The 14,579-nt window shown below is 69.3% G+C and carries 13 protein-coding genes; 10 read left to right on the top strand and 3 right to left on the bottom strand.

Translation table 11 applies throughout. The annotated features are described in order from the left end of the window. Window positions 1–70: 70 nt before the first annotated feature. The 3 genes from ribH to ACKI2N_RS14510 all read left to right on the top strand — a co-directional run bounded on the left by ribH (window position 71) and on the right by ACKI2N_RS14510 (window position 2,393). Window positions 71–574 (top strand): 6,7-dimethyl-8-ribityllumazine synthase, encoded by a 504-nt coding sequence (ribH, locus tag ACKI2N_RS14500; RefSeq protein ID WP_420993346.1) that lies wholly within the window; start codon window positions 71–73, stop codon window positions 572–574. After that, on the top strand, window positions 567–1,073 hold the full coding sequence (nusB, locus tag ACKI2N_RS14505; RefSeq protein ID WP_420993347.1) for a transcription antitermination factor NusB: 507 nt from the start codon (window positions 567–569) through the stop codon (window positions 1,071–1,073). The genes ribH and nusB overlap by 8 nt, the downstream gene beginning before the upstream one ends. Window positions 1,074–1,211: 138 nt before the next feature. Then, a complete protein-coding gene (locus ACKI2N_RS14510; RefSeq protein WP_420993348.1) occupies window positions 1,212–2,393 on the top strand; it encodes a pyridoxal phosphate-dependent aminotransferase in 1,182 nt (393 codons plus the stop codon). Between the two features lie 149 nt (window positions 2,394–2,542). On the opposite strand, the gene ACKI2N_RS14515 is transcribed toward ACKI2N_RS14510, so the two are convergent. Further along, the gene (locus ACKI2N_RS14515) at window positions 2,543–3,613 is read right to left on the bottom strand and encodes a transglycosylase SLT domain-containing protein (RefSeq protein WP_420993349.1); all 1,071 of its coding nucleotides are present in this window, start codon (window positions 3,611–3,613) and stop codon (window positions 2,543–2,545) included. A gap of 632 nt (window positions 3,614–4,245) precedes the next feature. Here ACKI2N_RS14515 and ubiD point away from each other — a divergent pair. Next, the gene (gene ubiD / locus ACKI2N_RS14520) at window positions 4,246–5,775 is read left to right on the top strand and encodes a 4-hydroxy-3-polyprenylbenzoate decarboxylase (RefSeq protein ID WP_420993350.1); all 1,530 of its coding nucleotides are present in this window, start codon (window positions 4,246–4,248) and stop codon (window positions 5,773–5,775) included. 100 nt (window positions 5,776–5,875) lie between these two features. After that, a complete protein-coding gene (locus ACKI2N_RS14525; protein ID WP_420993351.1) occupies window positions 5,876–7,906 on the top strand; it encodes an acetoacetate--CoA ligase in 2,031 nt (676 codons plus the stop codon). A 90-nt stretch (window positions 7,907–7,996) separates the two neighbouring features. Here ACKI2N_RS14525 and ACKI2N_RS14530 read toward each other — a convergent pair whose 3' ends face one another. Next, window positions 7,997–8,650 (bottom strand): glutathione S-transferase family protein, encoded by a 654-nt coding sequence (locus ACKI2N_RS14530; RefSeq protein WP_420993352.1) that lies wholly within the window; start codon window positions 8,648–8,650, stop codon window positions 7,997–7,999. A gap of 410 nt (window positions 8,651–9,060) precedes the next feature. Between ACKI2N_RS14530 and ACKI2N_RS14535 the strand changes: the two genes are divergently transcribed. Then, window positions 9,061–10,275 carry a polyhydroxyalkanoate depolymerase gene (locus tag ACKI2N_RS14535; protein WP_420993353.1) on the top strand — a complete coding sequence of 405 codons (1,215 nt, stop codon included), beginning with the start codon at window positions 9,061–9,063 and terminating at the stop codon, window positions 10,273–10,275. 41 nt (window positions 10,276–10,316) lie between these two features. Here ACKI2N_RS14535 and ACKI2N_RS14540 read toward each other — a convergent pair whose 3' ends face one another. Then, complete coding sequence (locus ACKI2N_RS14540; RefSeq protein WP_420993354.1) at window positions 10,317–10,814, bottom strand: cupin domain-containing protein; 498 nt, start codon at window positions 10,812–10,814, stop codon at window positions 10,317–10,319. A gap of 323 nt (window positions 10,815–11,137) precedes the next feature. On the opposite strand from ACKI2N_RS14540, the gene ACKI2N_RS14545 reads away from it, so the two are divergent. The 4 genes from ACKI2N_RS14545 (at window position 11,138) to ACKI2N_RS14560 (ending at window position 14,547) form a co-directional block, all read left to right on the top strand. Next, the gene (locus ACKI2N_RS14545) at window positions 11,138–12,106 is read left to right on the top strand and encodes an aldose epimerase (protein ID WP_420993355.1); all 969 of its coding nucleotides are present in this window, start codon (window positions 11,138–11,140) and stop codon (window positions 12,104–12,106) included. Between the two features lie 158 nt (window positions 12,107–12,264). After that, entirely contained in the window at window positions 12,265–13,887 is a 1,623-nt protein-coding gene (locus tag ACKI2N_RS14550) for a methyl-accepting chemotaxis protein (RefSeq protein ID WP_420993356.1), read from the top strand. Between the two features lie 34 nt (window positions 13,888–13,921). Beyond that, the gene (locus ACKI2N_RS14555) at window positions 13,922–14,104 is read left to right on the top strand and encodes a hypothetical protein (RefSeq protein ID WP_420993357.1); all 183 of its coding nucleotides are present in this window, start codon (window positions 13,922–13,924) and stop codon (window positions 14,102–14,104) included. 281 nt (window positions 14,105–14,385) lie between these two features. After that, complete coding sequence (locus tag ACKI2N_RS14560; RefSeq protein ID WP_420993358.1) at window positions 14,386–14,547, top strand: hypothetical protein; 162 nt, start codon at window positions 14,386–14,388, stop codon at window positions 14,545–14,547. The last annotated feature ends 32 nt before the right edge of the window (window positions 14,548–14,579 follow it).

Here is a 14,579-nt window from a genome sequence, read left to right on the forward strand (position 1 = left end):
CATACCGAATACCGGCGGCCGCGCCTTTCCCGATCGCGCCGGCCGCGAACCGAACCCAGGAGAATACAAGATGGATCACGGTTTCTACCCCAGCAACCTCGAAGGCGAAGGCCTGCGTATCGGCATCGTGCAGGCCCGCTTCAACGAGCCGGTCTGCGACGAGCTGCGCGAAGCCTGCGTGGCCGAGCTGGAAAAGCTGGGCATCGAAGGCGAAGACACCCTCGTGGTGACCGTGCCCGGCGCACTGGAAGTGCCGCTGGCGCTGCAGAAGATGGCCGAAAGCGGCCAGTTCGACGCGCTGATCGCGCTCGGCGCCGTGGTGCGCGGCGAGACCTATCACTTCGAGCTGGTTTCGAACGAATCGGGCGCCGGCATCACCCGCGTGGGCCTGGACTTCAACGTGCCCATCGCCAACGGCATCCTGACCGTCGACACCGACGCCCAGGCGCATGCCCGCACCCGCGAGAAGGGCCGCGACTGCGCCCGTGCCGCGGTGGAAATGGCCAACCTGGTGTCCGCGCTGGATTCGCTGCGCAGCCAGGAAGAGGACGAAGACGAGGACGACGATGAGTGACGCGCCCGAGAGCAGCATCCCGGCCGGCAAGCCCGCGGCCCCCGCAGGCAAGTCCGAGCCCAAGGCAGCGCCCAAGAGCGCGCGCCGCCGCTCGCGCGAGCTCGCCCTGCAGGGCCTGTACCAGTGGCTGCTGAACCGCAACGATACCGGCGCCATCCAGGCCCACCTGCATGACGCGCAAGGCTTCAACAAGGCCGACCGCGAGCATTTCGACGCGCTGCTCAACGGCGCGATCCGCGAGGAAAGCACGCTGACCGGCGTGTTCGCGCCGTTCCTCGACCGCCCGGTGGACGAACTGTCGCCGGTCGAGCGCGCCGCGCTGCTGATCGGCAGCTACGAACTGGTCCACTGCATCGACATCCCCTACAAGGTGGTCATCAACGAGGCGGTGGAACTGACCAAGACCTTCGGCGGCGTGGAAGGCTACAAGTACGTCAACGGCGTGCTGGACAAGCTGGCCGCCCAGGTGCGCGCGCCCGAACTGGCCGCGCGACGCTGAGCACGGCAGCCGGCGCCGCCCGCGCGGCGGCGCCCCTGCCGCGACGACACCCGCTTCCGGCGGGTGTTTTTACTTGCGCCGGCGCCCGCGCGCCGGCGCCAACCCCTGACCAACGGGCCGACCGGGCCCCAATCCGCCATGGACCTGCAGCGCCTCGCCACCGCCTCCCGCCTCGCCCACATCGACGCCTTCCACGTGATGGAACTGGCCAAGCAAGCCGCCGAACTGGAGCGCGCCGGGCGGCACATCATCCACATGGGCATCGGCGAGCCTGACTTCACCGCGGCCGAGCCCGTGATCAGGGCGGCCGAAGCGGCCATGCGCCGCGGCGCCACCCAGTACACCGGGGCGCTCGGCATCGCCCCGCTGCGCGAGGCCATCGCCGGCTATTACAAGACCGCGTACGGGATCGACGTGCCGGCGCGCCGCGTGATCGTCACCGCGGGCGCCTCGGGCGCGCTGCTGCTGGCCTGCGCCGTGCTGGTGGAGATCGGCGCCGAGATATTGATGCCGGACCCCAGCTACCCCTGCAACCGCCATTTCGTGGCCGCCTTCGACGGCCGCGCGAAGATGATCCCGAGCGGCCCGGCCGAGCGCTTCCAGCTCACCGCCGAGCAGGTCGAGGCCAACTGGCACGAGCAGACCCGCGGCGTGCTGCTGGCCTCGCCCTCGAATCCGACCGGCACCTCGATCCTGCCGGACGAGCTCGCGCGCATCCTGCAGGCCGTGCGTGCCCGCCAGGGCTTCGCCATCGTCGACGAGATCTACCAGGGCCTGTCGTACGACGCGCCGCCGGTGTCGGCGCTGAGCCTCGACGACAACGTGGTCACCGTCAACAGCTTCTCCAAGTACTTCAACATGACGGGATGGCGCCTGGGCTGGCTGGTGGTGCCCGACGCGCTGGTCGACGCCTTCGAGAAGGTGGCGCAGAACCTGTTCATCTGCGCCTCGGCCGTCGCCCAGCATGCGGCGCTGGCGTGCTTCACGCCCGAGGCGCTGGCCATCTACGACGAGCGCAAGGCGGAGTTCCGCCGCCGCCGCGACGCCATCGTGCCGGCGCTGGAGTCGCTCGGCCTGCACGTGCCGGTCAAGCCGGATGGCGCCTTCTATGTGTATGCCGATTGCCGCGGCGTCAACCACGCGGCCGCCGGCGATGCCGACAGCCTGACCCAGGCCATGCTGCACGAGGCCGGCGTGGTCCTGGTGCCGGGCCAGGATTTCGGCCCGTACACGGCCAGCGACTACATCCGCATCTCCTACGCGACCTCGATGGAGAACATCGAGGAAGCCATGGCGCGGCTGCGGAAGTTCTTCGCCTGACCTGGCCCCGGGCCCGGCTGCGGCCCGGAGCCCCGCGCCGGACCGCCGCAAGCAAAAAAGCACCCCGAGAGGTGCTTTTTTTGCTGGCGCGTGACCGGCAGGGACCACGCATGCCGCACCGGCGCGGCCGGGCCGCGCGGCGCGATGTCTCAGGCGCTCTTCGGCACGTTGCCGGCAGCTTCCAGCTTGTCGCCGCCGGTGCCCTGGCGATGCACGGCCTGGGCCTGCGCCTTGGCGTCGGCCTCGGCTTCCGGCTTGGCCGCGACCGGCTCGGGTGCGCTGTGCACGCCCGGCAGCTGGCGCAGGCGGGCCCGCTCGGCTAGCACCTTGGCGCCATAGCCGCCGTCGGTATTGCTGGACGCGCCCACGTAGAACTTCAGGCCGCCTTCGAGCGAACCGGCACGGGCGATGCAGTCCTTGAGCACCAGCGCACCGATCTTGATGTTGGCATACGGGTTGAGCGCGGCTGCCACGCCGCCCACGGCCTCGTACTTGTCCTGGTGGACCTTGGTCATGACCTGCATCAGGCCCTGCGCGCCCACGCCGCTCTCGGCGTACGGGTTGAAGCTGGACTCGATGGCGATCACGCCCAGGATCAGCAGCGGGTCGATGCCGACCTCGCGCCCGGTCAGGTACGCGGCCTTCACCAGTTGCGCGGTGGCCTGCGCCGCCACGCGGTACTTGCGGGCGATGTAGTCCGCCACCACGGCCTGCTCGCGCGCGCTGCCGAGCGTGGCCGGGTTGCGGGCGTCGAGCGCCACGCGCTGCGCCGGGATCTGCGCGGCCAGGTGGGCCACGGAGGGCACCTTGCCGGCCGGCTGGCTCCAGTCGTCGGTGCCGGACACCGTCGGCAGGCCCGCAGCCTTGGCCAGCACGGGCGCCGGCGCCAGGCCGAGCTTGGCCGCGGTCACGTCGGCCGAGGCGGCAGGCACCGCGGCCTCCATGAGCACCGCCGGCGCTTCTTCCCCGGCCAGCGCACCGGCCAGGGCCGTGCGCCATTCCTGGCTGACCGCCAGCGAGACCGCCGCGACCACCGACACCACCCCGAGACTGTTCAGGGCATATTTCACTGTTGCGCGGCCGCCCCGGAAAGCGCGACCCGCTACCCGGTGCGCGAGGCGGACTTGCACCGCCCCGCTCACGCCGGGAACCGGTTGTCTGAGACGGACCTGCAATGCCCGTCCGACACCGGGAAGATGAAGGGTTTTCCAACCACTCATACTTACCTCCATCCGCCGTTCGCATCGTGCTGCGCCGAAACGCCTCACGCCGATGACCGCGTACTCAAGTAAGGATGCTGCACTGCCTAGCAAAGGCTGCCAGCACCTGTTGGGTGGGCGCTCCCCGTGCGCCCAACGAGAAACAAGGTAGGCTCTTGGGGAAACCTGCCTTGCCGCGAACTACTCAATGCACCCGGCCAGCGCCGGGACAATCGATCGGGACCCGCCCTTGCTCAGGCGAATCCGCTCAATGATCAGAAATGGATGAATTTTTGCCAGACCCTTGACAGGGAGGAAAAATTTGTGCTGCGACGCAACACTCCAACGAGCAGAACCGGATTGTAGGAACGCTTTTATACATCGTCAAGAATAACGAACCAGAAAGTAATAGCCTTTGGTTATATGTAACAATGTCCTTTTCGCCGCTTTCACCTCCCCCCGATTCGGCGAAAGTCAGTACTGGTAAAGCATCGGAGCCATCCCCGCCGTGGCCGGCCAGGTAAAAAAATTTACAATTTGATGATGCAAATCAGGGCGATTTTTTTTCGCCTCGTCATGCGGATGTGCGGATAAATCCGCATCCATTACCCGGAAGAGCGCGTCGCCGCGCCTGGGCACCAACTGAATTCACTATGAAATACAACGACTTGCGCGATTTCATCGGCCAGCTTGAAGGCCTTGGCGAACTGAAGCGGATCGGCACGCCGGTGTCGCCCAACCTCGAAATGACCGAGATCTGCGACAGGCTGCTGCGCGCGGAGGGACCGGCAGTCGTGTTCGAAAACCCGAGCGATCCCCGGCGTGCTGGACACACTTATAGCGTGCCCGTGCTGGCCAATCTGTTCGGCACGACACGCAGGGTTGCGCTAGGTATGGGCGCCGAGAGCCTGGCCGACCTGCGCGACATCGGCCGCGTCCTGTCCGCGCTCAAGGAACCCGAGCCGCCGCGCGGCCTGCGCGAAGCGGGCAAGCTGTTCACGCTGGCGAAGTCGGTGTGGGACATGGCGCCCAGGCGCGTCGGCAGCCCGGCCTGCCAGGAGGTGGTGTGGGAAGGCAACGACGTGGACCTGGCCCGCCTGCCGATCCAGACCTGCTGGCCCGAGGACGCCGCGCCGCTGATCACCTGGGGGCTGGTGGTCACCAAGGGCCCGCACAAGAAGCGCCAGAACCTGGGCATCTACCGCCAGCAGGTCATCAGCCGCAACCAGGTGATCATGCGCTGGCTGGCACATCGCGGCGGCGCGCTGGATTTCCGCGAGCACGCGCTGGCCAGCCCCGGCAAGCCGTTCCCGATCGCCGTGGCGCTGGGCGCCGACCCCGCCACCATCCTCGGCGCCGTGACGCCGGTGCCGGATACGCTGTCCGAATACCAGTTCGCCGGACTGCTGCGCGGCAGCCGCACCGCGCTGGCCGGCTGCATCACGCCGACGCTGTCCGAGCTGAGCGTGCCGGCCTCGGCCGAGATCGTGCTCGAAGGCCATATCCAGCCCGACCCCGCTCACCCGAGCGGCTACCAGCACGCCCTCGAAGGCCCCTACGGCGACCACACCGGCTATTACAACGAGCAGGACTGGTTCCCGGTCTTCACCATCGACCGCATCACCATGCGGCGCGACCCGATCTACCACTCCACCTATACCGGCAAGCCGCCCGACGAGCCGGCCATCCTCGGCGTGGCGCTCAACGAAGTGTTCGTGCCGCTGCTGCAGAAGCAGTTCCCCGAGATCACCGACTTCTACCTGCCGCCCGAGGGCTGCAGCTACCGCATGGCAGTGGTGCGCATGAAGAAGCAGTACGCCGGGCACGCCAAGCGGGTGATGTTCGGGGTGTGGAGCTTCCTGCGGCAGTTCATGTACACCAAGTTCATCGTGGTGGTGGACGACGACGTGGACGTGCGCGACTGGAAGGAAGTGATCTGGGCCATCACCACGCGCGTGGACCCGTCGCGCGATACCGTGCTGGTGGACAACACGCCCATCGACTACCTGGACTTCGCCTCGCCGGTGTCGGGCCTGGGCTCCAAGATGGGCATCGACGCGACCGACAAGTGGCCCGGCGAGACCACCCGCGAATGGGGCCGCCCGATCCGCATGGACGACGCCGTCAAGGCGCGCGTCGACGGCTTGTGGGACTCGCTGTTCGCGCAGCGCGCCAGCGCCTAGGACACCATGTAAGATCACGCAACGCCACGCCGCCGCGCGCGGCAAAGTCAAAACCACGCCATCCGCACGTCCGCGACAGACGGACCCGAGGAGGAGACACATGACCACCCTTGAGGAAGGGAAACTGATGTGGACGCCGTCGCCGGCGTTCCGCGACGGCAGCCGCATCGCCGATTTCATGCGCTGGCTGGAGAGCGAGCGCGGCCTCGCCTTCGACGGCTATGCCGCCCTGTGGCAATGGTCGGTGACCGACCCGGAAGCCTTCTGGGACGCCATCCGCGCGTATTTCGACCTGCGCTTCGACACCGAACCGGTACGTGTGCTGGCCGACCCCGCCATGCCGGGCGCGCGCTGGTTCGAAGGGGCCACCCTGAACTACGTGCAGCAGGTGTTCCGCCATGCCGGCAGCGGCGCGCCGCGCCGGCGCGCGGCCATCCGCTTCGCCGGCGAGGCGGTCGGCGTGACGGAGCTGAGCTGGGACGCGCTCGAAGCACAGGTCGCCTCGCTGGCCCACGCGCTGCGGCAGATGGGCGTGGCGCGCGGCGACCGCGTGGCCGGCTACCTGCCCAATATCCCCGCCACCGTGGTCGCCTTCCTGGCCACCGCCAGCCTCGGCGCGATCTGGTCGGGCTGCGCGCCGGACATGGGCCAGGTCGCGGTGATCGACCGCTTCCGCCAGATCGAGCCCAAGGTGCTGGTCGCGGTGGACGGCTACCAGTACGGCGGCAGGCACCATGACCGCACGCCGGTGCTGGCCGACCTGGCCGCGGCCCTGCCTTCGCTGACCGACGTGGTGCTGGTGCCGTCGGGCCACGCCGACGCCGCCGCCCGGCCCCTGGCCCTGCCGCCGGGCATCCGCCGCCACGCGTGGCAGGACGTGCTGGCGCACCGCGTGGCGCTGGCCGTCGAGCCGGTGCCGTTCGACCACCCGCTGTGGATCGTCTATTCCTCTGGCACCACCGGCATGCCCAAGCCCATCGTGCACGGCCACGGCGGCATCGTCATCGAGCAGGTCAAGCTCATGGCGTTCCACAACAACCTCGGCCCGGACGACGTCTTCCACTGGTACAGCAGCAGCGGCTGGATCATGTGGAACGCGCAGGTGGCCGGGCTGCTGCTGGGCACCACCATCGCGCTCTACGACGGCAACCCGGCCTACCCGGATGCCGGCGTGCTGTGGCGCTTCGTGGAAGCCGCCGGCGTGACCGCCTTCGGCGCCGGCGCGGCCTTCTTCACGGCCGGCATGAAGGCCGGCATCGAGCCCGCCCGCGTGGCCGACCTGTCGCGCCTGCGCGCGCTCGGCTCGACCGGCTCGCCGCTGCCGGCCGAGGCCTACGACTGGATCTACCGCCACGTGCGCAGCGACATCTGGCTGGCGCCGATGAGCGGCGGCACCGATTTCGCCGGCTCCTTCGTGGCCGGCTGCCCGATCCTGCCGGTGTATTCCGGCGAGATGCAATGCCGCTGCCTCGGCGCGCGCGTGGAAGCCTTCGACGAAGCGGGCCGCGCGCTGACCGGCGCGGTGGGCGAGCTGGTCTGCACCGCGCCGATGCCGTCGATGCCGCTGTTCCTGTGGGGCGACGCCGACGGCAAGCGCTACCGCGACAGCTACTTCGACACCTACCCCGGCGTGTGGCGCCACGGCGACTGGATCAAGATCACCGCGCACGGCGGCGCCATCATCTACGGCCGCTCGGACGCCACCATCAACCGCCACGGCATCCGCATGGGCACCAGCGAGCTGTACCGCGTGGTGGAAGACCTGCCGGAAGTGCTCGACAGCATGGTGGTGGACCTCGAATACCTCGGCCGGGAATCCTACATGCCGCTGTTCGTGGTGCTGCGCGAAGGGCTCGTGCTGGACGAGCCGCTGCGCGAGACCATGCGCGCGCGCATCCGCGCCGCGCTGTCGTCGCGCCACGTGCCGAACGAGATCCTGCAGGTGCCGGGCGTGCCGCGCACGCTCTCCGGCAAGAAGATGGAGGTGCCCGTCAAGAAACTGCTGCTGGGCCACGCGCCGGACAAGATCGCCAACCGCGACGCCATGGCCAACCCGGACGCGCTCGACTGGTACTTCGCCTACGCGGAAGCGTTCCTGGCCGCGCGCGCCGGAGAGTCCGCCGCCGCCTGACGAGGCGGAACACGGACCGGCGGCGGACAAAAGGACGAAGGGACGAAGGAAGGGACGAAGGAACCCGGGCGCTGGACGCGCGTTCGGCGTTCAGAATTCCACTTCGAGCTCGCTGATCTCGTCCGGCTCCTTGCGCGCCTCCGCGATCCATTCCTGCAGTTCGGGCATGGCGAGGATCTGCTTGCAGTAGGCCACCGGCTGCGGATCGAGTTCCACGCCGTAGGTCAGGAAGCGCGTCACCACCGGCGCGTACATCGCGTCGGCCATGGTGCGCTGGCCGAACAGGAAGGGGCCGCCGTACTGGGTCAGGCATTCGGTCCAGATCTGGGTGATGCGGTCGATGTCGGCCTGGGCGCGCGACCACACCTTGAAGCCGGGGAAATGCCCCTTGAGGTTCATCGGCAAGGCCGCGCGCATGGCGGCGAAGCCGGAGTGCATCTCGCCGCAGATGGCGCGGCAGTGCGCGCGCGCGGCGCGGTCGTCGGGCAGCAGGCCGGCCTTGGGGCTGATCTCGTTGAGATACTCGGCGATGGCCAGCGTGTCCCACACCGTCACGCCCTGGTGGAACAACCGCGGCACGAGGATCGACGGCGACAGCAGCAGGATCTCCGCGCGCGCCGCGGCGTCGTCCGGCGGCACCAGTACTTCCTCGAAGTCGAGTCCCGCAAAACGCGCCAGCAGCCACCCGCGCAGGGACCACGACGAATAAGTCTTGCTGCTGATGGTCAGTGTCGTCTTTGCCATCGCGCCTCCTTGCCACTTCGATAAGCCATTGGGGCGCCCGCCAGCCCCGCAGGGAATTCCCGCCGCAATATCGTGCTAGGTGCTGCGTGCCGCCACTCCTACTATGTCGTTGTACTACATCGGGGGCGTGGCATGGCGGCCGATCCGGAGCCCTTCCCGGTGCGCCGCATGCGCGGCAAAGCGCCGCCGGGCGCGCGCACCGCCGCGGTGCGGCTTGCGGCACCAGCTTGAGGCCGCACTTGGGCGGCAGCCCGTCCAGGCACTTGCCGCACGCGGCGCAAGCGTCGCATTCGAACCAGAACCGGTCACCCGTTTCCCCACACGGACAGGCCCGCAAGCCTCATGCCAACGGAACGCCGTGGCACACATATTGCGGCGTATGAAGTCAACGCATAAAAGGGGGGGCGGCCATGCTGTATCAGGTGTACCAGACCTATGCGGACCTCATGCAGCCAGCGTGCAGCGTGGCCGACATGATGGCGGTGGCGCTGGCCGCCAACCCGCGCCTGGCCGCATGCGAGCCGATGCGCGCCACGCGCGCCGCCTGCGAGGTGCTGGCGCTGAGCCGGCTCACCCACCATCGCCCGGCCTTCGGCATCGACAGCGTCACCGTGGACGGCACGCCGATGCAGATCACCGAGGAGGTGGTGGCGCGCACGCCGTTCTGCTCGCTGCTGCGCTTTCGCAAGCACGGCGCGAGCCGGCAGCCGCGCGTGCTGCTGGTCGCGCCGATGTCGGGCCACTTCGCCACGCTGCTGCGCGGCACCGTGCAGACCATGCTGCGCGATCACGACGTGTACATCACCGACTGGCATAACCCGCGCGACATCTCGCTGGTGCACGGCCGCTTCGGCTTCGACGAATTCGTCCAGCACCTGATCGATTTCCTGCACGTGCTCGGCGGCGGCACGCACCTGATGGCGGTGTGCCAGCCCACCGTCGCCGCGCTCGCCGCCGTGGCCCTGATGGCGGAGGACGACGACCCGGTCCAGCCGCCCAGCCTGATCCTGATGGCGGGCCCCATCGACGCGCGCATCAACCCGACCAAGGTCAACGAACTGGCCACCAGCCAGTCCATCGAGTGGTTCGAGCGCACGCTCACCAGCTACGTGCCGCTGCGCTTCGCCGGCGCCATGCGGCGCGTCTATCCCGGCTTCGTGCAGCTGACCGCCTTCATGAGCATGAACGGCGAGCGCCACCAGCAGGCCTTCCGCGACCTCTACGACCTGCGCGCCAACGGCGAGCACAAGCGTGCCGACGCGATCCAGACCTTCTACGAGGAATACTTCGCCACCATGGATCTGAGCGCCGAGTTCTATCTCGAGACGGTGAGCATGGTGTTCCAGCGCTTCCTGCTGGCGCAGGGCCTGCTCGACGTGGGCGGGCGCCGCGTGGACACGCGCGCGATCCAGCGCACCGCGCTGCTCACGGTGGAAGGCGAGCGCGACGACATCTGCGCGATCGGCCAGACCATGGCCGCGCAGGACCTGTGCGAAAGCCTGCGCCCCTACATGCGCATGCACCACGTGCAGACCGGCGTCGGCCACTACGGGGTATTCAACGGCAAGCGCTGGGATGCGCAGGTCTACCCGATCGTGCGCAACACCGTGCACACGACTTCGTAGGCGAGGCAGGAGAGGGCCCCGGGCCCCCGGTCCCGGGGCCGCTAGGCGGCGCGATCCTGGGGCCAGGGCGTCACCGCCGGCACCGCGCACGGCCCCTCCACGTCGACCGTGGCGAAGTCGGCCGGCCCGACGATCTCCAGGTACTCCATGTCCGGCGAATAGTCGAACAGGTAGTGGGTGATGCCGGGGCGCTGGTGCACGCAGTCGCCGGTGGCGACCAGCGTCTCCTTGTCCTCGTACATGAAGCGCGCCCAGCCCTTGAGCATCAGCACCACGTGGAACTGGGCCTCGTGCCGGTGCCAGCCCGTGCCCTGCTCGGGCGGCTGGTTGGCCTTGACCAGTTGCACCAGCAACTTGCCGCCGGTGGCCTCGGCCACGCCCAGGTCGCGATAGAGGAAGAAGTCGCGCAGGCCCTGGTCGACAAAGGCGGTGTCGTGCGGGCGCACGTGCGAGAACTGCGTGGGGGAAAGAGCCGCGGCCAGGGCGCCGGCGGGTTCGCTGCTGGACTTGCTGTTGGACTCGGTGTCGGACTCGGCCATGACAAGCTCCTTTCGCTGGAGGGGAATGCGCTGCGATGCGACGCAACATCCGCGCCAGCGGGAAAGGCGGGCAGGACGCGGGGATCCGCGGGAAAATGTGGAGTCCGCGGCGCCAGGCGCGCCCGGCGCGCGGCAGCCGGCGGGCGGCATGCACCCGCGCAGGGCGCGCCGCGCGCCAGCCTTCTCCATGGCGGCACCGGCGCGGTGCCGGTTATGATTGGCCATTGCGGATCGCCATTGCGGATTGCCATTGCGCCCGACGTTGCACCCGTTCAGCTCCATTCCTTCATCGTTTCACCTTCTCGCCGAAAATCCTGCGCCGCATGCAAACGCAAACGCCCTCCTTCACGCAGTTCCAAGGCCAGGACCTGGTCCGCGTCGGCGGACAGGACGACTACCTGCTGCTGGCCCCGCAGGCCGGGGCGCGCCTGGTGCGCTGGGTGCATCGCGGCGAGGACATCCTGTTCTGGCCGGACCAGGCCGACTGGTCGCAGCCCGCCCGCGTGCGCGGCGGCAATCCGCTGCTGTTCCCGTTCATCGCCCGCCACTTCGTCGACGGCGTGCCCGGCGCCTGGCGCGATGCCGGCGGCACGGTGCGCGCGCTGCCCAGCCACGGCTTCGCGCGCGACCTGCCGTTCGCGCTCACCCGATACGAAGCCGGCAGCCACATCGCGATGACGCTGCAAGCCTCCGATGCGACGCGCGCGGGCTATCCGTTCGAATTCGCCTTCGAGGCCGGCTACCGCCTGCTCGAGGACGGCCTCGAAGCCACGCTGCGCACGCGCAATACCGGCACGCGGCCGCTGCCCTCGCCGCCCTCGCTGCCTTATTACGCCGGCCACCATTTCTATTTCGCGCTCGCGCACCAGGCGCGCGGGGCCGCCACGCTGGAGATGCCGCCGGCGCAGCGGATGCGCCAGCGAGCCGACGGCGCGCTGGACATCCTCGGCCCCGGCAGGGCGTGCTACCGTCTCGACGACCCGGGCCTGCAGGACACCTTCCACGTACTGCGCGAACCGCACGCCGCGCCGCGCGCCTGCATCCTGGCCATGCCGCCCAACCCCGCCGCCCCGCATGGCCGCCGGCTGGCGATCGAACTGGACGTGCCGGCCTCGCCGGCCGCCGCGCCGTGGTTCGCCGTCACCACCTGGTCCGAGCACGCCGGCTCCGACTTCTATTGCGTGGAGCCGTGGCTCGGCCTGCCCAACGCCATCCACCACGGCACCGGACTGCGCTGGCTCGCGCCGGGCCAGGAAGAGACCGCCGTGTGCCGCCTGCGCATCCTGGCATAGATTCCGCGTACCTCCGCGCACGAAGCCGCTTCAGTTTTCCTCCCCCGCAGCCGTAGACCGAGACAGCGCCCCGCTCCAACCAGAGGCGTTTTCCGTGCTGCGTTCCGTGCGCCGCGCAGCAGCGGACATAAAGCGCTGCACCCAAAGAGAGGAAGACGATGTTGAAGCACCTGTCCATCCGAGGCTATGTCAGCCTCATGGTCGTCCTGTTCGGTTTTACCCTGATGGTCGGGGCCGCGGCGGGACTGCTGTCCATGCGCGCCGGCAACGAATCGCTCAAGCAGATGTACACCGTCGACACCCCCGCGGTGGCCGACCTCGAAGGCAGCGCCGGCCAGTTGCTGCGCCTGCGCCTGGCCCTCGCCACCTACGCCTCGCTCACCGAGCTGAACGACCAGGAAGGCGCCAGCGCCGTGCTGGCGCGCTCCGGCCAGTACCTGAAGGCCTCCGACGAACGCCAGGCGCACTATCTCGCCTCGGCCGGCAACGGCGAGGAAGAGCAGCGCCTGATCAAGGACATGCAGGAAAAGCGCGCGAAGTTCCTCGGCGAAGGCGTCGAGCCGGCGCTGGCCGCGCTCAAGAGCGGCGACCGGCCGGCCTTCCTGCAGTTGCAGGCCCACAAGCTGCCGCCGCTCTACGGCGCCTTCGAAAAATCCATGCTGGCACTGGAAAAGCTCCAGCTCGACCGCGGCGCGCAGCGCTATGAGGAAGCGCAGGGCCGCTTCAAGGCCGTCAGCGCGGCGGTGGCCATCGGGCTGGTGGCCGCGCTGCTGCTGTCGTGGGCCGGGCGCGCGGCGCTGATGCGCGCCATCGTCGATCCCGTCACCGCCGCCATCGCCCAGTTCCAGCGCATCGCCGCGGGCGACCTGACCGGCCAGGTCGCCGTCACCAGCGACAACGAAATGGGCAGGCTCAGCGCCGCGCTGCAACAGATGCAGGCGTCGCTGATCGAGACGGTCGGCACCGTGCGCCGCGGCACCGAATCGATCAACGTCGGCGTGCGCGAGATTTCCGCCGGCAACACCGACCTCTCGCAACGCACCGAGGAACAGGCCGCCTCGCTGGAGCAGACCGCCGCCAGCATGGAAGAGCTCACCTCCACCGTGAAGCAGACCGCCGAGAACGCCAGGCAGGCCAGCCAGCTCGCGCACGGCGCCTCCGGGCTGGCCGCGCAAGGCGGCGCGCTCACGCAGCAGGTGGTTGGCACCATGCAGGACATCGTGGAGGATTCGCGCAAGATCGGCGACATCGTGGGCGTGATCGAGAGCATCGCCTTCCAGACCAACATCCTCGCCCTCAACGCGGCGGTCGAAGCCGCCCGCGCCGGCGAGCAGGGACGCGGCTTCGCGGTGGTCGCCGGCGAAGTCCGCTCGCTGGCCCAGCGCAGCGCCGGCGCGGCCAGGGAGATCAAGGGCCTGATCGGCGCCTCCACCGCGCGCGTGGAATCGGGCGCCGGCCTGGTCGAGCGCTCCGGCGCGACCATGACGGAGATCGTCGGCGCCATCACCCGCGTCAGCGACATCATGAACGAGATCGCGGCCGCCTCCGCCGAACAGAGCAGCGGCATCGACCAGGTCAACGTCGCCGTCGCGCAGATGGACGAGGTGACGCAGCAGAACGCCGCGCTGGTCGAACAGGCGGCCGCCGCAGCCGGCTCGCTGGAAGAACAGGCGCGCAAGCTGTCGGCGGCGGTGGCGGTGTTCCGCATCGGCGGCGCACAGGAGCGGCCGGCGCGCGGGGCCGCAACGGCGGCGCCGCGCATGGCGGCGCTCGCCGCGTGATCTCCGGCGAGTCCTCCGCGCGGGCGGCCTCGCCTTGCACATCGCCCGCGGCATCGGCCGCGGCCTGGGCGGCATCGAGGCCCCCACGGCAAGCATGCGGACCTCGCTCGAACTGACCCGCACCGCGCGCGCCGGGCGCATGGACGAGATCGGGCGCACCGTGGCCGCGCTCGACGCCGCGGTGGCCATCGCCGCGGCCACGCCGCCGCTCAGCTAGTTCTCCAGGCCGCGCACGTCGGCGTCGAGCCGCGCCGCCAGCGGCCATGCCGGCGATCTGCCGGTTCCAGGCATTCACTTTGCCGCCGGCGTTCTGCGTGCCGGCGATGACGGCGGAACCGCCGATTCCGTGGATCTCCACGCTTGGCCCGCCGGATCAACTCCCCGCCCCGCTTGCGCCGAATCACGCCCGTGTCACATCGGCTGCCTAGACTCGCTGCTTTTCATTGTCTCGGTCTTAAAACAACCAGACCGATTTCCTTCACATTCATGCGAACCCTCATGTCTTCCAACAGCGTGGCCCGGACGCTTGCCGCCTTGATCGTGGCAGCGACGCTCGCCGCATGCGGCGCCGACGACAGCGATGCGCCCGCGGCGGCTCCCCTCGATCCTGGCGCGGAACAGCCCGCGAAGCCCGCACCCGACAAGCGCTGCGCGCCCTGACGAACGCCCACGAATCCCACCAGCAATAAATC

Source organism: Cupriavidus sp. 30B13 (assembly GCF_049059565.2).
Lineage (GTDB): Bacteria > Pseudomonadota > Gammaproteobacteria > Burkholderiales > Burkholderiaceae > Cupriavidus.